Source organism: Exiguobacterium sp. FD-YE-25-4 (genome assembly GCF_057004685.1).
In genome coordinates this window covers 1,787,330-1,812,686 of record NZ_CM168041.1, presented here as the reverse complement: position 1 = coordinate 1,812,686, position 25,357 = coordinate 1,787,330, and the positions used below count along the sequence as shown (strand labels likewise).

Genomic DNA, 25,357 nt, shown 5'->3' with positions numbered 1-25,357 from the left:
CGTCCTCGGGAGAGGACGGGGGTTCATGTCATTTACGGAGCGCCTTCACTTTCGGAAGAATGCTGCGCAGTTCAAGATATGGCGTCTTATCGTGCGTGCTCAAATCGAGCGGGTCATATTGGGTCAAGAAGTCGATGACTTTTTTTGTGATTGGTGTCGGTGTCGACGCGCCTGACGTGACGGCGACCGTTTCGACACCTTCGAGCCAAGCCAGGTCGAGTTCGCTCAAGTCGCCGATGCGGTAGGCGCTCGTGCCTGCAATCTCTTTCGATACCTGGGCCAAACGGTTCGAGTTGTTCGACTTCGGGTCACCGACGACGATCAATAGTTCACAGTCACCGGCTTGTTCAGCGACAGCTTCTTGCCGGACTTGGGTCGCGTTACAGATCTCGTTGTGGACCTCGACATGAGGATACCGTTCTTGAATCATCTCAATCAAGGCCGAGACGTCCCATTGGCTCATCGTCGTCTGGTTCGTGACGAGAATTTTTGCATCATACAGGTGAGCCGGGAGCGCCTCGAAGTCACTCTCGTATTGGACGAGATGAACTTTTCCTGGAGCGACGCCCATCGCGCCTTCCGGTTCCGGGTGGCCATGCTTGCCGATGTAGATGACTTCATAGCCGACAGCTGTCTTTTCGCGAATCAAATCGTGGGTGACCAGTACATCCGGGCACGAGGCATCGACAATCGTCAAGCCTTTCTCAATGGCACGCTTACGCACGAGCGGTGAGATGCCGTGGGCGGTAAAGACGACCGTTCCACGATCAATTGTCTCGAGCGCTTTCATTCGATCCTCACCGTCGACCGTCTTGACGCCGAGTTCCTCGAATGCTTGGGTGACATGACGGTTATGGACAATCATGCCGAGTATATGGATAGGACGCGGTAAATCTGGGTTGGCCACAGCTTCGTTGGCGAGCTTCATGGCATCGACGACGCCGTAGCAATATCCGCGTGGACTAATTTTTTTAACTTTCATTTTGTAAGGAACGCTCCTTTCGCGATGCTTTCATACGTATTAGTCTAACATTGTTTCGAAAATACGAAAAGATTTCCGTGTATTCATGCTATAATCTTAAGGTTAGAAAGGAGGGACACCGTGGAACGCCTAAGAACATTGCTTGAAGTTCGAAAATCGTACTTCTTTCAGATTACATTCATTATCTTCATTATACTAGGACTTGTCATCTCTTCATTAGCCTTCTCTGCCGACCGCGTGACGGTGTCCCGCGCGGAAGAACTGGCGAAAGAACAATTCGACTACGCGATTGACGGGAGTATTGAAAACCTGGAGACGCGGCTCGGTAAACTATACGAAGACTTGGTCTATCTCGGTGCTTACGTCGGGAATGAGACGTATATCGAAGAGCGGATCCGCACCGGTTATTTGAATCAGCGGACGAGCTTCACCTCGATTTTTTATTACGATTTAGAAGGCGATGCGTTCACGTGGTACTCGCAACGCCAAGTACCGGCGCTGACGCTCAAGAGTGATCCGAAATTTAAAGAGGTGCTCACCGGCGGCAGGAACGACTTGTTTATGAGTGACCCGATTTCGATTTCGGGTGACGTCGGGACGTATTTATACGTACCGGTGCTTGAAGACAACCGGATGATCGGGATGTTCGGCGGTAGTATCAGCGTGCTCAATTCAGATTTATATCGTCGGATGCTTGAATCGGCGAATGATGACATGATTCTCTACTTGTTGAATGAACGGGGCGAAGTATTGTCGACCTCGTTCAATCTCGTCACGGACGCAGAACGGCGTTTGTCCCGGTCCATCATCGAAGCGACGGACGCCTACGACGTCCGTTCGGTGTTCAGTACGAAAGACGATGTCCTCATGTTTGAGCCCGATGCGCGTGTCAACGGATGGAGCGTCCTTGCAAAGCATAGTACCGATTCGGTCTACGAAGCGGTGTACGCGACGCGTTGGCAATACTTGATGATTACGCTCGTGACATTCTTCTTGAGTATCATGGTCGGTCTACTGTTGTCGAAGACGTTGACAAGTCCGCTGCTTGAACTTGTGCAAAATATCAAGAAACAACAGTCGCTCGAACCGATCCAACTCGAACGGACCGGCTCCAAAGAAGTCGAGACGCTGCTCGATACGTACAACGATTATTCCCGCCGTATGGAGACGGCCCGACGCGAACAGCTCAGTCAACAGCAACTATTGTTGCAGCAAGAGAAGCTCGCCTCGCTCGGACAGCTCGCGGCAGGGATTGCCCACGAGATTCGCAATCCGCTCACGCCGGTCCAAATCACGTTGCAGATGGTGAAAGAAGGGCACAGTAGCAGCGACATGCTCGATCTCGCGCTTTCAGAACTTGATCGGGCCAACCATTTGATCACGACGATGCTCACGCTCGCGAAGCCCGACCAGGCGAAGCTACAAGAAGAGTGGCTCGACATGACCGAGTTTGCGAAACGTCTCGAATTCTTGCTCGACGCCGAATGCTATAAGCGGGTCACGAACTGGGAGTTGAACGTCCCGAACGACATGCCGCCGTTTTACTGTTCGAACGACATGCTCGTCCAAATCATCTATAACTTGTTCAAAAACGCGGTCGAGGCCGTCGATACGAAAGGTGCCGACGGCGTCGTGACGGTCACGATTCAATTCACGGAACGGGACTACCGCTTCTTGATCGAAGACAATGGGATCGGGATGACCGAATCTCAAGTCAAGTCGGTCGGGTCCGCGTTTTATACAACGAAAGAGAACGGCAACGGCTTAGGGCTCTACATGATTCGGGAATACTTGAAAGCCGTGAACGGTCACATGGAAATTGAAAGTGTTGAAGGAGAAGGTACGGCCATGATGATTAAAATCCCAAGGCGGTCGCACCCATGACGAAAGGGTTCAAACATTACTGGCTTTGGCTGCCGATCGTCTGGGCGCTATCGATTCTATTGATTACGTCAATCCAATTACCGGAACGGGCGAGAGAAAATAATGAAGTCGGTTTCGTATTCGTCAGTGAAAAGCATGAGCATGCCAATAAACTGTTGGCCGCGTTCGTCCGGACGGCGAATCAAAAAGGTTTTATCCCTGTCCCGACGACGAGTGAGGATTCCCGTGTCCTGGAGAAAGAAAAATTGGACGCGCTGATCGACCGCGGGGTCGAAGCGATTTTCGTGACGACGCTCGATGAAGCATTCATCCGGCCATCGCTCGAACGGGCCGAACGGGAGGGTATTCCGATTATCGCCATCGATCGGATGATCGACCATGACAGCGTCTTGACGTCGGTCATGTCCGATAACGTCGAGATCGGCCGGATGGCAGCGAACCATATCGCCGCCCAACACGCCGGGCTCGACCGTCCGATTCGTGTCGTCGAAGTGAGAGGGACCGCCAAAGTCCGTTCGACGATCGATCGGAGCCTCGGGTTGACGGAATATGACAAGGCCAACGACAACCTGCAAGTCGTCGCCTCGATCACGGGTAATTACGACACGTTCCAAGCCGAGATCGAGATGTCTCGGTGGCTCGATGCCGGTATTCCGTTCGATGCCGTCTTTTCTCACAATGATGACAATACGTTCGGTGTCGTCCGGGCCCTCGAAAGCCATGGCCTCAGTGACAAAACGCTCGTATCGGTCGACGGTGTGACCGGCATTTATCCGCTGATTCATAGCGGGAAAGTCGATGCGACCGTCGTCCAATCACCGAACGAAATGATCGAGGTCGGATTCAAGGCGCTCGAACATCATTTGAACGGCAAGAAAATTGCGTCACACTACTATTCGTCGAGCTATTTGTACGAAGGGCTCGCAAAAGATTAATTGACAAATGATTAGATTCCGCTATGCTAGGAAAAGTGGAAAGAAACAGGAGGTGTATCGATTGAACAGCTTCCAACAGTTCAAATTGTTACCGTTTATCGTCGATGCCTTGACAGAAAAGCGCATCACAGTACCGACGGACATTCAAGCCCGGATTATTCCGGCTGCGATGAATGGCCGCGATATCATTGGGAAATCACAAACCGGGACGGGGAAGACGCTTGCGTTCCTCTTACCTATTTTAGAAGCGATCGATCCGAAAGAAGAATCGGTCCAAGCCATCGTCGTCGCACCGACGCGCGAACTCGCTTGGCAGATTCACGAAGAGTTGAAAACGCTCCTCGTCAAACAGCCGGACTACATTAAAACAAGTCTGATTGTCGGAGGAACTGACCGGGAACGACAAATCGACAAGATGAAAAACCCACCACAACTGATCATCGGGACACCAGGTCGTCTACTCGACTTGATGAAAGTCCAAGCGTTATTCCCGCACAAAGTCACGCATTTCGTCGTCGATGAAGCCGACCAAATGCTCGACATGGGCTTCTTGCCTGAAGTCGACCGCATCGCGCAGGCGTTGCCAGAGAAACTTCAAACGATGGTTTTCTCAGCGACGATTCCTGAGAAGCTACAACCGTTCTTGAAGAAATATTTGCATGACCCGCGTTATGCGGAAGCGAGTGAAGAGCACCGCGTCGTTCCGAAAATCAAGCATCACGTCATCCCGGTCCGTCACCGTGACCGCAAGGCATTGACGGTCGACATCGCAAAAGCGATCAACCCGTTCGTCTGTCTCGTGTTCACGAACACGAAACAAGATGCGGATGAGTTGGAGACGTCGTTCCGCGAGGCGGGACTCAACGTCGGCACGCTTCATGGGGATATGCAAGCCCGTCGCCGGAAGCAAGCGATCAAAGACATCAACGACGCGAAATATCAGTTCGTGATTGCTACCGACTTGGCGGCGCGCGGCATCGATATTAAAGGTGTGTCGCACATCATCAACTTCGGCATTCCGAAAGACCTCGACTTCTATACGCACCGTGTCGGCCGGACGGGCCGCGCTGGTGAGACTGGCGAAGCGTACACGCTGTATGAAGATCACGAGAACGGTCCAATCAATCGACTCGAAGAGCGTGGATTCACGTTCAAGCACGTCGATTTGAAGAACGGATCGCTTCAAGAGATCAAGACACGCAAACGCCGCACGACCGACCGGAAGATGAAAGTCTCGCAAACGGCGCACAGCCGGATGGCGGGCGAAATCAAGAAGGCGAAGAAAAAGGTCAAACCTGGTTACAAGAAGAAGTTCAAGTATAAATTGAAAGAGACGGCCTCACGTGAGCATATGCAGAGCCAACGTAAGGAACGTCGCGAAGTTCGTAAAAAGAACCGACGCTAAGCAAAAGAAGAATCGACTTCGTGGAGTCGATTCTTCTTTTTGTGTACACTAAGGACAGATGAGAATGAAGGAGAAATGACTATGTTAAAAATTGGTTCCCACGTTTCTGTATCCGGTAAGAAAATGTTGCTCGCTGGCAGTGAAGAAGCCGTCTCATACGGCGCTAACACGATGATGGTATATACGGGTGCGCCCCAAAACACACGGCGCAAGCCAATCGAGGATTTGAATATCGAGGCGGCGCTCGCCCATATGGCGGCGCACGACATCGATGAGATCGTCGTCCATGCCCCTTATATCATCAACTTGGGCAACACGACGAAACCGGAGACGTTCGAACTCGCCGTCTCGTTTTTGGCCGCCGAAATCAAACGGGCCGAAGCGCTCCAAGTCGCACGTCACGTCGTCCTTCACCCGGGCGCGCATGTCGGTGCAGGGGAAGACGTCGGCTTGGCCCGCATCATCGAAGGCTTGAACGAGGTGCTCACCGGTGACGAGACCGTGAAAATCGCACTTGAGACGATGGCTGGAAAAGGCAGCGAACTCGGCAAGACGTTCGAAGAACTGGCAACGATCATCGACGGGGTGACACACAACGACCGGCTCTCGGTCTGTTTCGACACATGTCACGTTCATGACGCGGGTTATGACCTCGTCGGCGATTTGGACGGTGTCATTGAACAGTTCGACCAAATCGTCGGACTGGACCGTCTCGGCGTCATCCACGTCAACGATTCGAAGAACGTGCGCGGCGCGAAAAAAGATCGTCACGAGAATATCGGCTATGGCGAAATCGGCTTCGACACGTTGAACCGGATCATCCACCACGAGGCGTTCACCCACTTGCCAAAAATTTTGGAGACGCCGTATATCCCGATCAGTGAGAAGACGAAAGTGGCACCATACAAACAAGAGATCGAGATGTTCCGGGCGAACCGATTCGATGCCGAATGGCGCGAACAGTTCACGCTCGCGCACCAGTAAGATGAACATCATCCGAATCGATCCGAACGAGTATGATGTCTGGTCCGCGCTCCCGATCTACTTTCAGGAAGCGAGCCCGTTCTATGTGGAAGGCCGGCTCGAAGAGGGGACAGCTTGGATTGAGATTCTCGGATACGGTATCGTGGCTGAAGTCGAAGTCATGCTCGTCGAGATGACCAAGCGCCCGGCCGACCGCTATTGGCGGACGGAGGCGGTACCAGAGGCGAAGGCGTATAGCCTCGTCGACGTGGTCGGTCTTGATTTCCATCATCCGTTGCTTCAATCAGGTATGTACGAGGAAGACACGGACGCCGTCATCCGTACCAAATGGGAGCAAGGGTACCGCGTCCCGTCTGCCAAGTGGACCCGGGAGACGTTCACTGCCCACTTGACCGAAGAGCAGGCAGTGTCACAGCTCGCCCCGATGGCCATCTGTGAAGCGTGCGGGGATGACATGAACCGTTTCGGGCCGATCGGCATTCGTTTGATGGAGTATCATCTCGAAGCAGGGAGCGGCACGTGGCTCTGCCCGACGTGTCACAAAGCGAGACATTATAATCTATAAAAAAAACGAAGCCCGCGGGCTTCGTTTTTTGAATTAAAAGGGCCAGTTCGCGAGTGCGAATTGATATACTTTCATCCCAAGAAACACACCGAAGATGCCGATGACGCCCGGTAAGACCGGCGGGGCAGGGAGCGGCAACTTCAAGGCCGTGAAAATCATGCCACAAATGAGACCAGCGAGCAATGACAATAGGATTTCTTGCATGAATGATTCCTCCATAATCGAAATGAAAACGCTTAACTAACAGGTAACCGAGTTCATTATACAATGTTCATTCTCGTTTGAGAAGTCTAACATCAGTCATCTGTCATTTTCTCGTTTTCGGCTCGCAAGCGGAGGACTTCCCGTTCGGCCCAGTTCGACGGTTCGCGCTCAAACACGCTCGGGATGTTGTTCCAACGTCCGCCCGTGTATTGATGGATGATGATTTGTGATTGGATGCGCTCTTGTCCGGCCTCTTGTTTCAAATAGACGTAACTGCCGTCAGCACGCTGGATTCTCGCTTTCACGTTATCGACGAGTTGCAGCGCGAGCATATCTTTGATGTATGACTTGTGTCCCGCGTCAAGAATCGGGAAGAGGATCTCGATCCGTTTGCGCATGTTGCGCGTCATCCAGTCGGCCGATGAGCAATACAAGTCTTCTTTCCCGTTTTGATAGAAGTAGAAGATGCGCGAGTGCTCCAAATACCGGTCAATGATGGACACGACGCGGATATTATCCGAGATGCCTTTAATCCCGGGACGTAAACAACAGATGCCACGGATGATCAAATCGATTTTGACCCCGGCCTGTGAGGCGTCATACAGTTTTGTGATGATTGGTTTGTCGGTGATCGAGTTCATCTTGGCGACGATGCGACCGTTCCCGTATTTCTCATGCAGTTTAATCTCTTCGTCAATCTTTTGAAGGAAGAAGTCGTGCATGTCGTCCGGTGACGTCTCGAACTTGTGCCATGACGGGCGTTCGCCGTAACCGGAGAGCCAGTTGAAGAAGTTGGTCGCATCTTCGGCGAGTTCTTCATTTGTCGTCAACAAACCGATGTCTGTGTACAGTTTGGCGGTCGAGTCGTTATAGTTGCCGGTACCGAGATGAACGAACCGCTGCAGCACCCCGCCTTCTAAGATGCGGACGACGAGCGTGATCTTCGAGTGGGTCTTCAACTCCTTATAGCCATAAATGACGTGGGCGCCGGCCTTCTCAAGCTGTTTCGCCCATTGGATGTTCTTCTCCTCGTCGAACCGGGCCTTCAATTCGACAAGAACGGTCACTTGTTTCCCGCTCTCGGCGGCGTCGGTCAACGCCTTGATAATCGGTGAGTCACCAGAGACACGATAGAGCGTCTGCTTGATGGCGAGCACGTTCGGGTCTTTGGCGGCTTGGGCGATGAAGCGGACGATCGGGTCGAACGAATGGTACGGGTGGTGGAGCAAATAGTCGCGTTTGAGTAACGCTTGGAACAAGTCTTTCCCCGGCTCGAGTCCTTCTGGGACGAACGGGATGAGCGTCTCATTGATCATGTCATCGTATTCGATACCAATCTTGTTATACACCCCAAACAGGAACGTCAAATCGATCGGGCCGTCGACGAGGAAGATGTCGCGGTCATGCAAGTCGAGCACGTCTTGAAGCATGAACAATAGCTCTTTACTGAGCGACCGTTGCTGAACCTCAAGGCGTATCGCGACACCATAACGCCGTTTCTTCAACTCTTTTTCAATCTGTTTAAGGACGTCGCGGCTTCCTTCCTCATGGAACGGCATATCCGCGTTCCGTGTGATCCGGAACGGCATCGTCGACTCGACTTCAAAACCTTTGAACAGCGAGTCGATGAACTGGATGATGACGTCCTCGAGCAACATCAAATCAGTATGGTCCTCGTCCTCTGTCGGCAATTCGAGATAACGCGGCAACACGGCAGGTACCTGGACGAGGGCGAGTCGTTTTTTGCCTTCATCGGTCGAGGCGATCTCGACGGCGATATTGAGTGATTTGGACAACAGCATCGGGAACGGTCGATAAGCGTCGACGGCAATCGGCGTCAACACCGGGAAGACGTGGGTCCGGAAGTATAACTTGACGAAGTCGAGCTGTTCTTTGTTCAAATGTTTCGGGCGTAGGAAGCGGACGTTCTCCGAGGCGAGCTGTTTGACGATTTTCTTATATGTCGCGTACTGGACCTCCACGAGTTCCTGAGCTTTGATGGAGATGGCTTTGATTTGCTGTTTCGGTGTCAACCCGGCCTTGTCTTCCGGACGGTTGAAGCCGGCGAGCACTTCATCTTTCAATCCGCCGAAACGGACCATGTAAAACTCGTCGAGGTTCGAACTGAAGATGCCGAGAAACTTCAACCGTTCCATGAGCGGGTTGCGTTCGTCCATCGCTTCTTGGAGGACGCGTTCGTTGAAGCTCAGCCAACTGAGCTCGCGGTTATTGAAATGTTCGGGTAAGTAGATGGTCATGAATCTCTCTCCTCTACACGTAACTCGATAGTTTGGTCGATGGCACGTTCCAAATGTTTTTTATGACGGATGCCGCGCTGGACTTCAAAACGCGGCGAGCTGTGCGTATGAAGCGTGAAGACGAGTCCCTCGTCCGTCGAAGAGACGTCGATGTCCTCGACGACTTGACGTTCGGTCAAGTCGAGCGCATCGACGAGTTTGACGATCGAGCCGAGCAGCTCTAAGCTCTTCAACATCTTCGAGTCGAACCATTCCGGGAAGCCCTCGATGTGTTGTTCGAGCAGGCGGCGCGATTTATATGACGTCACCAAGGCGAGTGCGAGCCGGTCCTCATTGTTCATCCCTTTAAAGTCGTTCGTCGTGATCAAGTGGAACGTATGGTCACTCTTGTTGTTATGGTCGATGTATTCCCCGACGTAGGCGAGGCGACAGGCCCCTTCTAACAGGCCGGGTTCGAACGGTTTCGGTTTGATCGTCTTTGTTTCAATCAGGCCGGTATAAATTTGACGGGCCAAGTGAATCAAATGTTTGTGCCGGATTGGGTCGACGTCATACTGTTTCTCGAAGTGACGGAAACTTTCCTCTTTGACGTCGCCGAAGCGGACACGGTTGTTTTCTTTTAAGTAATATTCGTAGAATAATCCCTCGCGCAACCCGTTGTTGCTCATCATGAACTCGGGCACTTTCAAATATTTCGCCAGTTCATCGATGGCGGTCACAGCCGGGGCGATGATATCGATTCGGTCTTTCGACAACCCGTCAAGCCGGCCCAACTGTTTACTCGACATATCGATGAGCTCATCGACGACTTCATGCAAGCGGTCAGCTCCGATCGTGTATTGATGGATGCCTTCGAGCGGGAACAACGACAGCGACTGTTCGACCCGGACGAGGTTTCGAGCGGTCCCTCCGACTCCGACGAGCGGAATGCCATGCGGCACGAGCCAGTCGATGTCTTTGAACGACTTCTTCAAAAACGACGTCAGTTGCTTGCGCTCGTCTTTTGAGAGCGTGTCACCTTTCATGAAGTCTTCAGTCAACGTGACGGCGCCGAATGGAAAACTGTGATAGAAGACGAGTTCACGGTCTTTGAAGTACGTCACTTCCATCGAACCGCCGCCGATGTCGACCGAATAGCCATCCTCGATATACGTCGAATTGACGATGGCTGAATAGCCGTAAAAGGCTTCTTCATAATCGCTCAACAGTCGAATCTCCATCCCTGTCGCCTGTCGCACTTCCTCTAAGATGGCTTCAGAATTGCTGGCGTTACGGATGGCGGCTGTCGCGACCGGCAGTACTTCTTTCACTCCATGATGATCGTTCAACCAGCGGAAATGGTTGAGCGTCTCGATGAGCGCCTCGATGCCGGAATCGGACAGTTCATTGTCGTCGGTAATATGACTCGATAACCGGGCCACTTCTTTTACGTTCAGCCGTTCGAAATATTGGCCGTGCCCGTTCACTTCAAAGATGACGTTTCGAATCGAGTTCGATCCGATATCGATGACTGCTAGCTTTTTCTCCACGGAAAAACCCCCTCTGCGTTATCTCTAGTGTACAACGAAGATCCTGAAAAGACATATGCATTTCATACGGACGGACCGACCATCCTCTCTCATCGCCTCATACTTGAAGCCTCGCCTGATATTCTGTATAATACAGACGCCAAGCAAGTAGAAATGATTACGATTTATAACACGAGAGAAGGGTAGCTTATGACGACATCCGTCGTAAAATTAAATCATGTTTCCTATCACTACGATGGGACCGCCGCGCTACAGGACGTGTCCATCGATATCAAACAAGGCGACTTCGTTGCTGTCGTCGGGGAGAACGGATCCGGGAAATCGACATTGATTCGAACGATTCTCGGCCTGTTATCCCCACAAACCGGGACAGTGGAACTGTTTGGACGCCCTCAAGGCCAGTTCAAAGACAAGTCCCGTATCAGTTACGTTTCCCAAAAAGCGGCATCGTTTAACTCGGGTTTTCCGGTGACGGTCGAGGAAGTCGTTGCCATGGGCCGCTATGGACGGCTCGGTTTGTTCAAGCGTTTGAACATCGAGGATAAGGCGGCCATTCAAAACGCCCTTGAGACAGTCAACATGTGGCAGTTCCGGCATCGGAAGATCGGTAGCTTGTCTGGTGGGCAACAACAGCGCGTCTTTATCGCCCGGGCCATCGTCAATCAGCCGGACCTGCTGATCTTGGATGAGCCGACGGTCGGTGTCGACCAGAAGCATTTGCGCGACTTCTACGAAGTGCTTCATCTGTTGCGTGAACATACGTCATGTACGTTCATTCTGGTCACCCATGACTTGAACGTCGTCACCGACCTCGTCACGAAAGTCGTCCATCTCGACCACGGACGGATGGCGTGCAACTGTGGATTGAAAGAATATAGTGAACTCGGCGAATTGACCGCGATCAAGCCATATCCGGTCAAAGTGCTCGTCCATGAAGGTACGTCATGATTGCGGATCTGTTTACGTACAGCTTTTTACGTTATGCGTTCATCGCAGCCGTCGTCATCGGGTTCACCGCTCCGCTCATCGGCTCATTTGTCGTCGTCAGACGGATGAGCTTGATTGCCGACGCGCTGTCCCACATGACGCTTGCCGGAATATCGTTCAGTCTATTTCTCGGACAGTACGTTTTACTGTTCAACGAGTTGAACCCGCTTTACCTCGGGACGCTCGTATCCGTCCTCGCAGCACTCGGGCTGAACTGGCTTCGCGGGAAATATGTGCACTTCCAAGAGTTGTCGATTCCCATTATGATGTCGGCGGGGATGGGGCTTAGTGCCATCTTCATTTCGCTATCGCGTGGATTTTCAATTGATTTGTCGACGCTGTTGTTCGGATCGATTTCGGCGGTCAGTCTGTCGGATATTTGGTTGATTTTAGCGGTGGCCGGTATCACCTTGCTCGTCATCGTCATGTTTTATAAACAGCTGTTGTTCTTGTCGTTCGATGAGGAACAAGCCAAAGTGTCCGGCTTGCCGAGCACGATGTTGCATGTGTTGTTCATGTTCGTCGTCGCACTCGTCATCGCCGTCAGCATGCGCATCGTCGGTACGCTTCTCGTATCGAGTCTCATTACGTTACCGGTCGCGGCTGCACTCCGGTTCACAAACAGCTTTAAACAGACGATTCTTTGGTCGATCGTCTTCGGTGAGGTCGCGACAATCGGTGGGCTCGTGCTCGCCTATGAACTTGACGTCGCCCCAGGCGGTGTCATCGTTTTGCTCGCCGTCTTGATTTTGGCCGTCGTCATGTTGGCCGAGCGATTCGGGATTGCTCGGAAAAAGGAGGTTCGCTATGAAGGAAACTGAACAGTTGGCCCGCTTGCAGTCCTCGTCGCTCAAAGTGACGCCGAAACGGATCGAGATGTTTGCCTTTCTCGCAGCGGAAGAACGCTATGTCAGTGCGAAAGACATCCTCGATTATATGCGCTCAAAGCATCCGACGATGAGTTTTGACACGGTGTACCGCAACTTGAAATCGTTCGCCGAAGAAGGTCTGCTCGAGGCGACCGAGTTGAACGGGGAAAAAGCGTTCCGTGTCACCTGCGGATCGAATCATCACCATCACCATCTCATTTGTCGAGGTTGTGGCAAGACGAAGTTGCTCGAACTCTGTCCGATGCGCTACGTCGAGACGCTCGACCCTGATTTTGAAGTCGTCGATCATAAATTTGAGATTTATGGGTATTGTAAACAATGTAAGTGACCAAAAAGGGATTGTTCATGCAATCCCTTTTTTGTCGAATCACGAAAGGGGGAGTCGGAATGATTTATACGGCAGCTGAAATCAAGCAGGCCGACGAGACAGCGCTCCGCCATGGCATGCCGGCTGACGTCTTGATGGAGCGGGCGGCCTCGGCCTTGGCGGCACGTCTTACCTTCAAGTCGAGAACGTCCGTCCTCATCGTCTGTGGAGCGGGCAACAATGGGGGAGACGGTTGGGTCGTGGCGCGCGAATTGGCGCAACGAGGTCATGCCGTCACTGTCTATGCCCCGTTCGGTGAACCGAAATCGACAGAAGGAAGCAGGCATGCACAGTATGCGCGACAGTTTGTCACGGTCAGCGATGAGCCGCAAGACGCCGATCACGTCATCGATGCATTGTTCGGAGTCGGTTTCCATGGTCCGGTCACGGGTAAGGCTCGTGACGTGATCACATGGATACGCGAGCAACCCGCACCGGTCACAGCCGTCGATGTCCCGTCCGGAGTCCCGAGTGACGACGCAATCAACTTTGACGGTCACGCCGTTGAGGCGGAGATGACGTTTTCGCTCCACGGCTATAAGCGAAGCGCGTTTTTAAAACGGACTGCGCCGTATTACGGCACAATCGAGGTCGTTGAGATCGGACTGCCGCATACGTCAAGATGGCGCGTGCTGACGGAATCAGACTTTGACCGTAACCTACTCGAACGGGATTCCTATAGTCATAAAAATACGTATGGGCACGGTCGCTTGATTGGCGGAAGTCGTCATTTGATCGGCGCCCCGTTCTTGGCGGCGCGGTCGGCGCTCCGGACGGGAGTCGGTCTGCTCGATCTGGCCATCCCGCATGAGGCGCTCGCGCTCGCCTCGAGTTTGCCGGAGGCAATGTATTACGACATCGACGAGTTACCGGATAAGGACTACGCTGCCACGGCGATTGGTCCTGGCCTCATCGATGACGAGCGTCTCAAGCGAGTGTGGGCACTCATCAGCAACGTGAGCGCGCCGCTCATCGTCGATGCCGGAGCGCTGACGAAAGAGCGCCTCGAGGCATCTGGCCCGCTCACGCTGACACCGCATCCGGGTGAACTGGCGCGCTTGATCGATAAATCAGTCGACGAGATCGAAGCGAATCGATTTCAGGTTGCCTCAGAATTTGCGATGACGCACGGGGTCCATCTCATCTTGAAAGGGACGTTTACCCTCATCGTCAATCCGGATGGTACCGGGGCGGTTAATACGGTCGAGGCTTCAGCGCTCGCGAAAGGTGGTAGTGGGGACGTGTTGACGGGGATGTTGCTCGCGTTATGGGCGAGAACGGACCGAATCCATGCCGACAAGTCCCCGAATGAGCAAGCGGTTCTCTGGCATGCGCTCGCGGCGAGAAAGGCGAGCGAACAGGTTCATCCGGCGAGCGTGCTCGCGACCGATGTCATCGAAGCGATCGGACGCATCTAAAAAAGAGGAATCCCGAGTGGATTCCTCTTTTTTAGATGGTGATTGAATTCGTCGTCTCGATGTGACGCACGATGTGCTGGGCCTCGCTCCACGTGGAGATGCGTTTCACGCCGGTCGGCAACGGCTTACGATTATACGGGGCGTCGAACAACAGCACCGGAATCGACGTCTGTTCATGGATGGAGATCGCGTTCTCATAGCGGTCTTCCATAAACAAGTCGAGGTCGAGCTGTTTGACGACACCGACCTTGTCATGACTCCCCGTCATGATGAGGGAGTCGAGTGGGAGTTCATGCTGTCGAATCCACTCCTCGGTGACGGCGCGCACGGCCTCGCTCCGGGCCGTGACGTAATGGAGGCGGTGCGACTTGCGCATATTCCATAAGACGGCGTTCACTTCGGAATGCGGAAGTGAGCGACGATAAATCGCTTCCTCATGACCTTGTTCAATCATGAAGCGCCAAAACGCCTCTTGTGTCATATCTGTATAAGTGTGCAGCTCGTATTCGGTCGCCTGATGATAATCGATGGCGTATCCGAGCGCATCGTTCATATAATGAAAACAACTTTGCGGATCCGTGACGGTTCCGTCGAGGTCAATTCCAATGTGCATATTCGTCCCTCCTTGCTCATAACCCTTATTGTACCAAAAGCCCGCTCGGTTGCAACCGAGCGGGCAAAGGATTAGTTAGATTGGTTGGCGAGCTCTTGCTCTTCGAGTTCACGTGCGGCCAATTTTTCGGCGACGATGGCGTCGATTTCTTTTTTCAATTCTTCGACCATCGTGGCTTCCGGTACTTTCCGGATGATTTTCCCGTGACGGAAGAGAAGGCCTTCGTTGCGGGCGCCGGCGATCCCGATATCGGCTTCACGGGCTTCCCCTGGTCCGTTTACTGCACAGCCGAGAACGGCAACTTTAATGTTGACGTTGATGTTTTGGATATACTCCTCGACTTCTTTGGCGATCGAAATCAAGTCGATTTCAATGCGACCACATGTTGGGCATGAGATGAGTGTCGCTGCGTTAGCCGCGAGACCAAACGATTTGAGCACTTCTTTGGCAACTTTGATTTCTTCGACCGGATCGTCCGATAACGAGACGCGGACCGTCGAACCGATACCGAGCGAGAGAATCGCACCGAGGCCAGCTGCTGACTTGAGTGAGCCTGAGAAGAGAGGACCCGACTCGGTGATCCCGACGTGGAGCGGGTAGTCAAACGTCTTGGCCGCGAGCGTGTATGCTTCGAGGGCGAGGTTTACGTCAGACGCCTTGAGCGAGATGATCGTGTTATAGAAGCCGAGATCTTCCAAAATCTTGACGTGGTGCATGGCACTCTCGACCATCCCTTGGGCCGTCGGGTAACCATATTTCTCGAGAAACTGCTTTTCGAGCGAGCCGGCGTTGACACCGATTCGAATCGGGATACCTTTTGCTTTAGCAGCGTTGACGACCGCTTCAACTTTCTCGCGGCGGCCGATGTTACCCGGGTTGATGCGGATCTTATCGACACCGCTCTCGATGGCTTTGAGCGCCAGTTTATAGTCAAAGTGAATATCGACGACGAGCGGGATATTGATGCGGCTCTTGATTTCAGCGAGGGCGTCAGCCGCACGCTCGTCAGGACAAGCGACGCGGACGACTTGGCAGCCCGCTTCTTCGAGACGTAAAATCTCAGCGACGGTTGCCTCGACGTCATGAGTTTTTGTTGTCGTCATCGACTGGATGACGACTTCATTGGATCCACCGATGATGAGGTTACCGACACGGATCGGACGGGTTAATGAACGATGCAAAATTTCTGACATATACGTAATCTCCTTCTTTTGGAAAGGTTCCAATCGATTTAAGATGAGTGGTTTCCTTATTATCATAACGAAATGTTTGTGAAAAAGCACCCGGCAAGCGCTTGATCGGTGTGCTCTTACGAAACGCTAACGTTATCTTAACAGATGCTTCATAATTTTCCACCGTCTCAGGACCGATATATTCAAAGAAATGACGTCTGAAAAGGTGGAATGTATGATGTTGGAACGAATGAAACGAATATGGAGTAGGAATCATCAGCCGGAGAGAAAAATGAGTCAACGTTTGCTATGGACGTTGATGCCGGTCATGCTCGTCCTGTTTTTAACCGTGTTCGGCTGGTTCGCTTTGAAAGCGGAGCAGTTGTTGACGAGCGAGGTTGAGAAACGGCTACATCGTGAAGCGACCGTCGTCCGCGAAACGGTCAAGACGACGTATGGGGCGTACGTCGCGAATGAAAAAGTGTTGAATCGGGCGTTGAAGTCGATGTATATGCAACAGGCTTCCATTCTATCGGCGGATGGTCTAGAAGCGAGTCAATATTTATTGCGCGACACAGAAGTCGAGCAATTGAGCGGTCGACAAGTCGAGGATCGGTTTATGAATCGTATGGCCGACATCATATCGAACGATGTGAGTGTCAGCGAACAAAAAGACGTGTTTATCGTTACGGCACCGATTCCCGAGTTGAAAGCCCATTATGCGATTGTCGTCATGAAACAGTCGGTGCTCGGCACGATGTGGAATTTAAGAGAACTTGTTCTCGTCGCAATCACGGTCATGCTCGTTATGATGATTGGCTTATTCTCGTTCATGATTCGGCGTGAAATCAAGCCGTTGACGGCATTTGCGGTCCGGCTTCGCGAATCAGTCGCCACGCGTTCGTTCTCAGAGGTTGAACTTCACGCAAAATCGTTTGAAATGCGAAGTTTGGAACGAGAGTACAACACGTTTATCGGGCTATGGAAACGTTCGTTGTTGACGATGCTCGAGACCTCGACCGCTTTCGAATCGAGTCTACCGGTCTTTATGCAACAACTTGAAGCGAATCAAGAGCAAGTGACGGGGTTCAAACAAGTTGCCGCGACCGTCGCGTCGACGAGTCAGTCTTATCAGTCGTTCACGAACGAATCGACGCACCGCTTTACAGATTTGGCGGGACACGTCCGTTCGCTCGAACAAGAGATCGGTTCGGTTGATCAGCGGGCCGAGGCGTTGAAACAGACGATTAAGACAGAGATTGAATCATTCTCGACTGTCAAAGGAGCCAGCGAGCGATTCGCAAGAAAAGCGAGTGCGGTTCAGAACCGGTTGCTAGAAAGTGAAACGACGTCTGAACAGGCGGATGACGCACTTCAGAAGATTTTGTCTGTCGCGGCTGCGACGAAGATGTTGGCACTCAATGCCTCGATTGAAGCGGCACGGGCTGGAGAACACGGAAAAGGATTTTCCGTCGTCGCCCATGAGGTCGGTCAGTTGGCGAAAGTAACGAACGAATCGACACTGTCGGCCGTGGCTGCCATCGAAGCCATTCGCTTGGAGCGTGCCGAGATATTTAATGAGATGAAACGCTTCGAAGAAGATATCCTTTATTTAGGCGAGACGTTGCGCCGGGTTGAGGGCGGGATTGAAACCATTGACCAGGAAATGAGAAGACAAATGACGCAGTTCCAATCCATCACCGAGCAAACGACTGCCACCGGACATCAATTACTACATATGGCGGAAGCAAATGAGCAACTAAAAGAAGTCGGCGTGGCACTCGAACGTAAATTAGACGAATTATATAAAGGCGTCGAGGGTTGGTCGGGCGTACAACAGACGTTACAAGGCGCAGGGGTCGACTTAGGCAAACAAAGTCAACGGCTTCAAACCGTATTATCTGATTTGGCACCGACGTTATAACGATAGAAAGCCGGTTCAACGCAAACGTGCGTTGTCCGGCTTGTTTGATGACTTCGATTTGACGGGGATATGACCCAACGGAACAATCAAATAGACGAGGGATAAGAGAACTCCGAGCCAAGTCAATGGAGGCGCGGCATGGTACAACATAACCAGGAGGAGGACTGGAATCATCGTCATCGCGACTGCGTACGGCCAAGCCTGGCGATACGGCCACGTTTTCTTAGTGCGCCATTTCGTGGCGAGTTGGACGAGAAGGGCACTGAGCGCGACGAACCCCATATAGAAGAAGAAGATGGCGAAGCCATGTAAAAAGATCCACATCGGCCAAAAGAAATCGGGTTGTAATACGATGTAATCGAGCAACGTGACCACAACCGTTAAGACGAGACTCGCCAACATATAGGCGTGGAGTGGGGCGAGGCGTAACCGTAACGCCTGCTTGGACGGGAAGAGGCTGTGGCGGAGAAACTGTGACGTCGTTTTGAGCATAAAATCTAACTCCAATCTGTTATAGTACAAATCTAGTAAAACACACGTAAATCATACAGTGGTTTAATAAAACCTTAACATTAAACCTGTTTACATCGAATGGGTGATGCGGGCATAATGAGTAGGGCAATAAAAACCAAGCAAACACAACTAATTCACAATCAAAAGGAGTACAAAAATCGTGGAATACAATTTGCAAGAAATGTTATTCATGTTTTTTGGAGGATTAGGAATCTTCCTCTTCGGTATCAAATCGATGGGAGACGGCCTCCAAAAGTCAGCAGGTAACCGCCTGCGCGACATCCTTGATAAGTATACATCGAATCCGTTCCTCGGAGTACTAGCCGGGATCATTGTAACGGTCTTAATTCAATCATCGTCAGGTACGACGGTCATCACGGTCGGTCTTGTCAGTGCCGGCTTCATGACACTCCGTCAAGCAATCGGGGTCATCATGGGAGCGAACATTGGAACGACGGTGACGGCGTTCATCATCGGTTTCGACGTCGGCGCCTATGCATTGCCGATTATCGCTATCGGTGCGATTCTTCTGTTCTTCTTTAAAAAAGAGAAGTTGCAACACTTAGGTCAAATCTTCTTCGGGTTCGGGATGCTGTTCTACGGTCTTGAACTCATGGGCAGCGGGATGAAGCCGCTCCGTTCGAGCGAATACTTCATCGATTTGACGCAATCGATGAGTGACAACCCGTTCCTCGGTGTCGTCGTCGGTACGGTCTTCACGGTCATCGTCCAATCATCATCAGCGACGATCGGAATCTTGCAAGAATTGTACTCTGGTGGATCGATTCAACTCGACGCGGCACTCCCGGTCTTGTTCGGGGATAACATCGGTACGACGATCACGGCGATTCTTGCTTCGATTGGTGCTTCGGTCGCGGCCCGTCGTGCAGCAGCAGCCCACGTTATCTTTAACTTGATTGGAACAACAATCTTCATGATCTTGTTGATTCCGTTCACGCAATATATCTACTGGGTCACAGATCTCTTAGCAATCGAAGACAAGATGCAAATCGCTTTCGCTCACGGGACGTTCAACGTCGTCAACACGTTCATCCAGTTCTGGTTCATCGGAACGATCGCATGGATCGTGACGAAATTCGTACCAGGGGAAGATTCAATCGTCGATACGAAAGCACAGCACTTGGATCCAATCTTCATCCAACAGTCGCCATCAATTGCTGTCGAGCAAGCTAAATATGAAGTCATCCGCATGGGCGATTTCGCAAAACTTGGTCTCGATGAAGCACGCAAATATATGGCAACTGGTGATAAGAAACATGCTGAGAAGTCGGCGCACATCGAAGACGCGCTCAACTCACTCAACTCAAAAATCACGGATTACCTCGTGAAGCTTGCCGCTGTCGATTTGACAGAACAAGAATCACAAGAACACAAGACACTCATGCATGCGATCAATGATATTGAACGAATCGGTGATCACGTCGAGAACATCATCGAGTTGATCGACTATAAGACGGCAACGCGCGTCAATCTCTCGGCCGACGCTCAAAAAGAGTTGACGGAGATGTACGATTTGACTCGTTCCACGCTTGAGAAGTCGCTTCAAACGCTTGCGAGCGGCGACATGGTCGAAGCTCGTCAAGTCATCGAGATGGAAGCGAAACTCGACATGCTTGAACGTCAATTCCGTAAAAATCACGTCGTCCGCTTGAACACAGGCGAGTGTGACGGTCAAGCCGGGATGTTCTTCGTCGATATGCTCTCGAACTTGGAGCGCATCGGTGACCACGCGATGAACATCACAGAAATCACGCTTGAAGATGCAAACGAAGGAATCGTTTAATCAAACGGTCCCTCTGGCTCGATTGAGCCAGAGGGACTTTTTGTATAGATGTGACTTTTGATTGACAGTCACGCCTGCATTCAGTATATTATTATTGTATAACAACGTGGCGGTGTAGCTCAGCTGGCTAGAGCGTACGGTTCATACCCGTGAGGTCGTGGGTTCGACTCCCTCCGCCGCTACCAATTAGGACCCTTAGCTCAGCTGGTTAGAGCAGACGGCTCATAACCGTCCGGTCGTAGGTTCAAGTCCTACAGGGTCCATTTGTGAACAGCTTTCAGATGAAAGCTGTTTTTTTGTTTTCATTTTTAGTTTTCAAATCCGAAGTCCTGGGTAAATATCCGTTAGCATTTTGTTTTTTGAAAAATATGAAATGAGGCGAAGCGAGATGGAACGAAATCATACGATGATGCAATTTTTTGAATGGCACGTCCCGGCTGACCAGAAGCATTGGAAGCGATTGAAAGAACGGGCTTCCGAGTTGAATGAAGCTGGAATCACCGCATTATGGTTGCCGCCGGTCACGAAAGGCCAGAGCGACGAGGATACGGGATATGGCGTGTACGATTTGTATGATTTAGGAGAGTTTGACCAAAAAGGAACCGTCGCAACTAAATACGGGACGAAACAAGAACTGCTCGAGGCGACAAAACACGCGCAAGAGCTCGGCATGCAGATTTATATGGATGTCGTCTTGAACCATAAAGCCGGTGCCGATGCGACCGAGAAGTTCGATGTGCTCGAGGTCGACCCGGAGGACCGTACGAACGTACTTTCAGAAGAGCCGTTCGAGATCGAAGGATGGACGAAATTCGATTTTGAAGGCCGCAAAGATAAATACTCTTCATTTAAATGGAACTTCCATCATTTCAACGGGACGGATTATGACGCTGCGAACGACAAGAGCGGCATCTTCTTCATCATGGGTGAGAATAAGAAGTGGAACGATAACGTCGACGACGAGTTCGGCGTCTATGACTATTTGATGTTCGCCAATATCGACTATCATCACCCAGAAGTGAAGGAAGAAGTACTCAGCTGGGGCAAATGGTTTATCGAAGAGACTAAGTGTGACGGGTTCCGACTCGACGCGATTAAACACATCAACTATGATTTCGTCAAAGAGTTCAGTCAGACGATGAAAGCTGAAAAAGGTGAGAACTTCTATTTGGTCGGTGAGTTTTGGAAGTCAGAGCTCGAGGCATGCCGTGAGTTCCTCGACAACATTGACTATCATGTCGACTTGTTCGACGTGCCGCTCCATTACAACTTGCAACGCGCCTCGACCGAAGGAGAATCGTTCGATATGCGGACCATCTTTGACGACACGCTCGTCCAGTCCCACCCGCTCCATTCGGTGACGTTCGTCGACAACCACGATTCACAGCCGGAAGAGGCGCTCGAGTCATGGGTCGAGGATTGGTTCAAACAGATCGCTTACGGATTGATCTTGCTTCGCCAAGACGGTTATCCGTGTGTGTTCTACGGTGACTATTACGGAATCAACGGTCCGCATCCGGCCGAAGGGAAAAAACCGGCGATCGATCCGCTTCTTTATGCCCGTCGTGAAAAGGCATACGGCCAGCAAGATGACTACTTCGATGACGAGCACGTCATCGGCTGGGTCCGTCACGGCAGTGAAGATATCGAGCGCTCAGGATGTGCTGTTGTGATTTCGAACAGCGAAGCAGCTGAGAAGCAGATGTTCGTCGGCGAACAACGAGCCGGTGAGAAATGGGTCGATTTGACGCAGACCGTCGATGAGGTCGTCGAGATTGACGAAGACGGAAAAGGGGTATTTAAAGTGGCGGCAGGGTCGATTTCCGTATGGGCATTGCCGGAACAAGACGTCGAGTGAGGCATTACAATTGAGTCAGCCGTCACAAATCTGTTACATTTAAAACGAACGTTGTTCAAACCAATTTTAAGGGGGATTTTAGTTATGGCTAAATTTGAATTACCACAACTTGATTACGCATACGATGCACTTGAACCACACATTGACGCACGCACGATGGAAATCCACCACACGAAACACCACAACACTTACGTCACGAACGTGAACAATGCACTCGAAGGAAAAGATGTGGAATACTCTTCGCTCGAAGACTTGCTCCAAAAAATCGATTCGCTTCCTGCTGACATTCAAACAGCGGTCCGCAACAACGGTGGCGGTCACTGGAACCACTCATTCTTCTGGAAATTGTTGAAGAAAAACGAGAACGGCGCACCGACAGGCGAACTCGCTTCTGCCATCGATGAGGCGTTCGGTAGCTTTGATGCCTTCAAAGATGAGTTCACGAAAGCAGCAACAACTCGCTTCGGCTCTGGTTGGGCTTGGCTCGTCGTGAAAAATGGTAAGCTCGAAGTCACATCGACACCAAACCAAGATTCACCGATCATGGAAGGCGTTCAGCCAATCCTCGGTCTTGACGTTTGGGAGCATGCGTACTACTTGAACTACCAAAACCGTCGTCCGGATTACATCCAAGCGTTCTTCCATGTCATCGACTGGGATTACGTCGCGAAGCTCTACGCAGACGCAAAATAATGACACTGTCCCGGGATTCTATTGAATCTCGGGATTTTTTCTACATTTCATTATTTTGTAAACAAATTATGATATAGTGAAAATCGAGTCTAAAAATAGAAATATCATCGACATATATGTCACCTATACTTATAGAAAGAACGAGTCAGGAAGGAGACAACTGAATTGGCCAGACACCGTGTGAAAGTGCCGAAGAAACGGCGCAACCACCTGCCCTTGCGATTGAACTTATTGTTTTTCATTGTGTTCATCTTGTTCGCGACGCTCATTTTTCGTTTAGGCGTCGTTCAAATCGTCAACGGCGAGTTGATCGCCCGTGAAGTGCAAAAGACGGAATCGAGTAAAATCAAATACGAGGTGCCGCGTGGCAAGATTTACGACCGGAACGGGCAAGTACTCGCCGATACTATCTCAAACTATTCGGTCATGTACCGTCGTTCGCAAGTGACAAAGACGGAAGAACGGCTCGATGTCGCCATCAAGCTCGCTGAGATCGTCGACGTCCCAGAGAAAGACCGCAAAGTGACGGAGCGGGACCGCAAGGATTATTGGATCGCCATCGATCCTGAGCGCTCGCAAGAACGTGTCCAAAATCTATTAGCCGATCTCCCGGAAGAAGAGCGGGCCGCCCTGTCGAACCAAGATGTCGACCAACTGTTGCTCGATTCGATCACAGAAGCGGAAATCACGTTCGATGATGCGACCGAGGAAATCATCGCCATCAAACATAACATGGAGTCGGGTTACGCCCTCGACCCGCAAGTCATCAAAATCGGGGCGTCTCCGAAAGAGATGGCACTGATTGAAGAAAACTTGGAACTGCTCCCTGGCGTCAGCGTTGAACCGTATTATCAGCGGGATTATCCGTTCGGTGAGACGTTCCAAAGTTTCCTCGGAAGTTATCGTCAAATCCCGGCCGAGCAACGCGCCTCGTATCAAGCGAAAGGCTATGGCTTGAACGACCGCGTCGGCACATCTTATCTCGAACAACAGTATGAGGACGTGCTACGCGGAACCCCGGCCTATGACGTCTTTACGACGTATAAAGGGGAACCGGTCGGAGAACCGACTCGTGTCAGTGGGAACCCAGGGAAAGATATCATCTTGTCGACCGACATCGAGTTCCAAAAAGAAATCGATGAGATTTTGAAGAAAGCGATTCGAGCCGGCCGTTCGGGTAGCCCACACTTTGACCGTGCTTTCGTCGTCGTCATGAACCCGCGGACGGGTGAACTGCTCGCCCTATCGGGACAAGAGCTCGACTATGAAACGAACGAATTCAAAGATGTCTCGACCGGGACGGTCCTGCGAGCGAGTCAAATCGGCTCGACGATCAAGGGAGCGACGGTCGCGTTCGGCCTTGAAGAAGAAGTCATCCAACCGGGTGAATACATTTATGACACGCCGATTCGCATCGGCTCGTCACTCAAGTCGTCGTATCGAAACATGGGGAACATCAACGACCTGGATGCCCTCGCTTTGTCATCGAACATTTATATGTTCCAAATTGCCCTGCGGCTCGCCGATTATTACTCGACCGGCCAAATCGTCGGCGACAACGTGACCGAGGCGTTCAATACGATGGAACATTACTACAAACAGTTCGGGCTCGGAATCGAGACAGGGATCGACCTCCCGTACGAATCAATCGGATTCCGTAGTGTACCGGACCGTGTCACGCTCCTCATGGACATGTCGATCGGTCAGTTCATCTCGTACACGCCGATTCAATTGGCGCAGTATACGTCGACGCTCGCGAACGGCGGCTACCGGATTCAACCGCACCTATTGAAAGAAATCATCGAACCGGGTTCGCTCGACGAGTCGAACAAGCAAGTCGTCAGCACGTTCCAACCGAATGCGCTCAATAAAGTCGACATCCGTGATGAATTCATTCAACGGGCGCGCCAAGGCTTCCGACAAGGGGTCGAGAGCGGAACGTCTCGTATCCTGCAACAGACAGGAATCACGGCGGCCGGTAAGACCGGTACCGCTCAAGCGATCGCAGAAGGGCCGGATGGTCAAGCGAAGCGCAACGCGAACGGGGAACCGATCAAGACGCTCAACTCGAACCACGTCGGCTGGGCGCCGTATGATGACCCGGAAATCGCCTGGGCCATCATCATGCCAGGGCTCGAGGCAGAAGGGATCAACACCCGTGTCGCGCACGACATCATGAAGGCGTACTTTGATTTAGAAGACGTCCAAGCACAGCTCCAGTAAAGAAGTCACTTCGGTGGCTTCTTTTTTTGTCTTTACAATTCTTTTACGTTCCGTTTATTTCTCGTTAATAGTAGTTTATTAGGATGTTAATTGTAGGACAGAGCAAGGAAGCTACAACACAAATCAAAGCAAACTCAAGGAGGACGTCA

Annotated in this window: 21 protein-coding genes and 2 tRNA genes; 16 read left to right on the top strand and 7 right to left on the bottom strand. The window is 51.6% G+C overall.

The genetic code is table 11. The annotated features are described in order from the left end of the window. Positions 1-28: 28 nt before the first annotated feature. Entirely contained in the window at positions 29-982 is a 954-nt protein-coding gene (locus AC13H5_RS09415) for a 4-hydroxy-3-methylbut-2-enyl diphosphate reductase (protein WP_034778089.1), read from the bottom strand. Between the two features lie 120 nt (positions 983-1,102). Here AC13H5_RS09415 and AC13H5_RS09410 point away from each other — a divergent pair, with 120 nt between their 5' ends. The 5 genes from AC13H5_RS09410 (at position 1,103) to AC13H5_RS09390 (ending at position 6,755) form a co-directional block, all read left to right on the top strand. After that, entirely contained in the window at positions 1,103-2,866 is a 1,764-nt protein-coding gene (locus AC13H5_RS09410) for a sensor histidine kinase (protein WP_138859231.1), read from the top strand. Continuing rightward, positions 2,863-3,801, top strand: coding sequence for a sugar ABC transporter substrate-binding protein (locus tag AC13H5_RS09405; RefSeq protein WP_034778085.1), 939 nt, complete (start codon positions 2,863-2,865; stop codon positions 3,799-3,801). Before AC13H5_RS09410 ends, AC13H5_RS09405 begins: the two co-directional genes overlap by 4 nt. Before the next feature lie 52 nt (positions 3,802-3,853). After that, positions 3,854-5,206, top strand: a complete 1,353-nt coding sequence (locus tag AC13H5_RS09400) for a DEAD/DEAH box helicase (RefSeq protein WP_330857571.1) — start codon at positions 3,854-3,856, stop codon at positions 5,204-5,206. Between the two features lie 81 nt (positions 5,207-5,287). Continuing rightward, complete coding sequence (locus tag AC13H5_RS09395; RefSeq protein ID WP_034778080.1) at positions 5,288-6,190, top strand: deoxyribonuclease IV; 903 nt, start codon at positions 5,288-5,290, stop codon at positions 6,188-6,190. Beyond that, a complete protein-coding gene (locus AC13H5_RS09390) occupies positions 6,150-6,755 on the top strand; it encodes a hypothetical protein (protein ID WP_251131363.1) in 606 nt (201 codons plus the stop codon). Before AC13H5_RS09395 ends, AC13H5_RS09390 begins: the two co-directional genes overlap by 41 nt. A gap of 33 nt (positions 6,756-6,788) precedes the next feature. Here AC13H5_RS09390 and AC13H5_RS09385 read toward each other — a convergent pair whose 3' ends face one another. The 3 genes from AC13H5_RS09385 to AC13H5_RS09375 form a co-directional block, all read right to left on the bottom strand. Beyond that, the gene (locus AC13H5_RS09385; protein ID WP_021065708.1) at positions 6,789-6,959 is read right to left on the bottom strand and encodes a DUF1427 family protein; all 171 of its coding nucleotides are present in this window, start codon (positions 6,957-6,959) and stop codon (positions 6,789-6,791) included. A 92-nt stretch (positions 6,960-7,051) separates the two neighbouring features. Next, positions 7,052-9,217 carry an RNA degradosome polyphosphate kinase gene (locus AC13H5_RS09380; RefSeq protein ID WP_034778078.1) on the bottom strand — a complete coding sequence of 722 codons (2,166 nt, stop codon included), beginning with the start codon at positions 9,215-9,217 and terminating at the stop codon, positions 7,052-7,054. Beyond that, on the bottom strand, positions 9,214-10,746 hold the full coding sequence (locus AC13H5_RS09375; protein ID WP_214753098.1) for a Ppx/GppA phosphatase family protein: 1,533 nt from the start codon (positions 10,744-10,746) through the stop codon (positions 9,214-9,216). The genes AC13H5_RS09380 and AC13H5_RS09375 overlap by 4 nt, the downstream gene beginning before the upstream one ends. A gap of 189 nt (positions 10,747-10,935) precedes the next feature. Here AC13H5_RS09375 and AC13H5_RS09370 point away from each other — a divergent pair, with 189 nt between their 5' ends. The 4 genes from AC13H5_RS09370 to AC13H5_RS09355 are packed head-to-tail and all read left to right on the top strand — an operon-like array spanning position 10,936 to position 14,408. Next, positions 10,936-11,694, top strand: a complete 759-nt coding sequence (locus tag AC13H5_RS09370; RefSeq protein WP_483545645.1) for a metal ABC transporter ATP-binding protein — start codon at positions 10,936-10,938, stop codon at positions 11,692-11,694. Further along, the gene (locus AC13H5_RS09365; protein ID WP_034778071.1) at positions 11,691-12,554 is read left to right on the top strand and encodes a metal ABC transporter permease; all 864 of its coding nucleotides are present in this window, start codon (positions 11,691-11,693) and stop codon (positions 12,552-12,554) included. The genes AC13H5_RS09370 and AC13H5_RS09365 overlap by 4 nt, the downstream gene beginning before the upstream one ends. Beyond that, complete coding sequence (locus AC13H5_RS09360; RefSeq protein ID WP_483545644.1) at positions 12,541-12,951, top strand: Fur family transcriptional regulator; 411 nt, start codon at positions 12,541-12,543, stop codon at positions 12,949-12,951. The genes AC13H5_RS09365 and AC13H5_RS09360 overlap by 14 nt, the downstream gene beginning before the upstream one ends. Before the next feature lie 59 nt (positions 12,952-13,010). After that, positions 13,011-14,408, top strand: a complete 1,398-nt coding sequence (locus tag AC13H5_RS09355) for an NAD(P)H-hydrate dehydratase (protein WP_483545643.1) — start codon at positions 13,011-13,013, stop codon at positions 14,406-14,408. A 31-nt stretch (positions 14,409-14,439) separates the two neighbouring features. Here AC13H5_RS09355 and AC13H5_RS09350 read toward each other — a convergent pair whose 3' ends face one another. Together AC13H5_RS09350 and ispG are read right to left on the bottom strand one after the other, a co-directional pair. Then, positions 14,440-15,021, bottom strand: coding sequence for a hypothetical protein (locus AC13H5_RS09350; protein WP_233004382.1), 582 nt, complete (start codon positions 15,019-15,021; stop codon positions 14,440-14,442). A gap of 71 nt (positions 15,022-15,092) precedes the next feature. Next, positions 15,093-16,214: a flavodoxin-dependent (E)-4-hydroxy-3-methylbut-2-enyl-diphosphate synthase gene (ispG, locus tag AC13H5_RS09345; protein ID WP_021065716.1), complete on the bottom strand. Its 1,122-nt coding sequence runs from the start codon at positions 16,212-16,214 to the stop codon at positions 15,093-15,095. Positions 16,215-16,485: 271 nt separating this feature from the next. Here ispG and AC13H5_RS09340 point away from each other — a divergent pair, with 271 nt between their 5' ends. Further along, positions 16,486-18,117, top strand: a complete 1,632-nt coding sequence (locus tag AC13H5_RS09340) for a methyl-accepting chemotaxis protein (protein WP_251131362.1) — start codon at positions 16,486-16,488, stop codon at positions 18,115-18,117. 15 nt (positions 18,118-18,132) lie between these two features. Here AC13H5_RS09340 and AC13H5_RS09335 read toward each other — a convergent pair whose 3' ends face one another. Then, entirely contained in the window at positions 18,133-18,609 is a 477-nt protein-coding gene (locus AC13H5_RS09335) for a hypothetical protein (protein ID WP_483545642.1), read from the bottom strand. 181 nt (positions 18,610-18,790) lie between these two features. Here AC13H5_RS09335 and AC13H5_RS09330 point away from each other — a divergent pair, with 181 nt between their 5' ends. The 6 genes from AC13H5_RS09330 (at position 18,791) to AC13H5_RS09305 (ending at position 25,208) form a co-directional block, all read left to right on the top strand. Beyond that, positions 18,791-20,434 (top strand): Na/Pi cotransporter family protein, encoded by a 1,644-nt coding sequence (locus AC13H5_RS09330; protein ID WP_034778062.1) that lies wholly within the window; start codon positions 18,791-18,793, stop codon positions 20,432-20,434. A gap of 108 nt (positions 20,435-20,542) precedes the next feature. After that, positions 20,543-20,619, top strand: a tRNA-Met gene (locus AC13H5_RS09325). A 4-nt stretch (positions 20,620-20,623) separates the two neighbouring features. Beyond that, positions 20,624-20,697 (top strand) — tRNA-Ile (locus tag AC13H5_RS09320). A 125-nt stretch (positions 20,698-20,822) separates the two neighbouring features. Then, positions 20,823-22,292 (top strand): alpha-amylase, encoded by a 1,470-nt coding sequence (locus AC13H5_RS09315; RefSeq protein ID WP_034778060.1) that lies wholly within the window; start codon positions 20,823-20,825, stop codon positions 22,290-22,292. Between the two features lie 84 nt (positions 22,293-22,376). Continuing rightward, the gene (locus AC13H5_RS09310; protein WP_034778058.1) at positions 22,377-22,985 is read left to right on the top strand and encodes a superoxide dismutase; all 609 of its coding nucleotides are present in this window, start codon (positions 22,377-22,379) and stop codon (positions 22,983-22,985) included. Between the two features lie 165 nt (positions 22,986-23,150). Continuing rightward, positions 23,151-25,208, top strand: coding sequence for a peptidoglycan D,D-transpeptidase FtsI family protein (locus AC13H5_RS09305; RefSeq protein WP_052090135.1), 2,058 nt, complete (start codon positions 23,151-23,153; stop codon positions 25,206-25,208). The last annotated feature ends 149 nt before the right edge of the window (positions 25,209-25,357 follow it).

Excerpts from the sequence above, each read along its gene's own strand:
- AC13H5_RS09370 (WP_483545645.1), top strand. The coding sequence starts at position 10,936 with ATGACGACATCCGTCGTAAAATTAAATCATGTTTCCTATCACTACGAT.
- AC13H5_RS09315 (WP_034778060.1), top strand. The coding sequence starts at position 20,823 with ATGGAACGAAATCATACGATGATGCAATTTTTTGAATGGCACGTCCCG.
- AC13H5_RS09360 (WP_483545644.1), top strand. The coding sequence starts at position 12,541 with ATGAAGGAAACTGAACAGTTGGCCCGCTTGCAGTCCTCGTCGCTCAAA.
- AC13H5_RS09365 (WP_034778071.1), top strand. The coding sequence starts at position 11,691 with ATGATTGCGGATCTGTTTACGTACAGCTTTTTACGTTATGCGTTCATC.
- AC13H5_RS09380 (WP_034778078.1), bottom strand. The coding sequence starts at position 9,217 with ATGACCATCTACTTACCCGAACATTTCAATAACCGCGAGCTCAGTTGG.
- AC13H5_RS09390 (WP_251131363.1), top strand. The coding sequence starts at position 6,150 with ATGCCGAATGGCGCGAACAGTTCACGCTCGCGCACCAGTAAGATGAAC.
- AC13H5_RS09415 (WP_034778089.1), bottom strand. The coding sequence starts at position 982 with ATGAAAGTTAAAAAAATTAGTCCACGCGGATATTGCTACGGCGTCGTC.
- AC13H5_RS09395 (WP_034778080.1), top strand. The coding sequence starts at position 5,288 with ATGTTAAAAATTGGTTCCCACGTTTCTGTATCCGGTAAGAAAATGTTG.
- AC13H5_RS09385 (WP_021065708.1), bottom strand. The coding sequence starts at position 6,959 with ATGCAAGAAATCCTATTGTCATTGCTCGCTGGTCTCATTTGTGGCATG.
- AC13H5_RS09350 (WP_233004382.1), bottom strand. The coding sequence starts at position 15,021 with ATGCACATTGGAATTGACCTCGACGGAACCGTCACGGATCCGCAAAGT.
- AC13H5_RS09405 (WP_034778085.1), top strand. The coding sequence starts at position 2,863 with ATGACGAAAGGGTTCAAACATTACTGGCTTTGGCTGCCGATCGTCTGG.
- AC13H5_RS09335 (WP_483545642.1), bottom strand. The coding sequence starts at position 18,609 with ATGCTCAAAACGACGTCACAGTTTCTCCGCCACAGCCTCTTCCCGTCC.
- ispG (WP_021065716.1), bottom strand. The coding sequence starts at position 16,214 with ATGTCAGAAATTTTGCATCGTTCATTAACCCGTCCGATCCGTGTCGGT.
- AC13H5_RS09310 (WP_034778058.1), top strand. The coding sequence starts at position 22,377 with ATGGCTAAATTTGAATTACCACAACTTGATTACGCATACGATGCACTT.
- AC13H5_RS09355 (WP_483545643.1), top strand. The coding sequence starts at position 13,011 with ATGATTTATACGGCAGCTGAAATCAAGCAGGCCGACGAGACAGCGCTC.
- AC13H5_RS09340 (WP_251131362.1), top strand. The coding sequence starts at position 16,486 with ATGAGTCAACGTTTGCTATGGACGTTGATGCCGGTCATGCTCGTCCTG.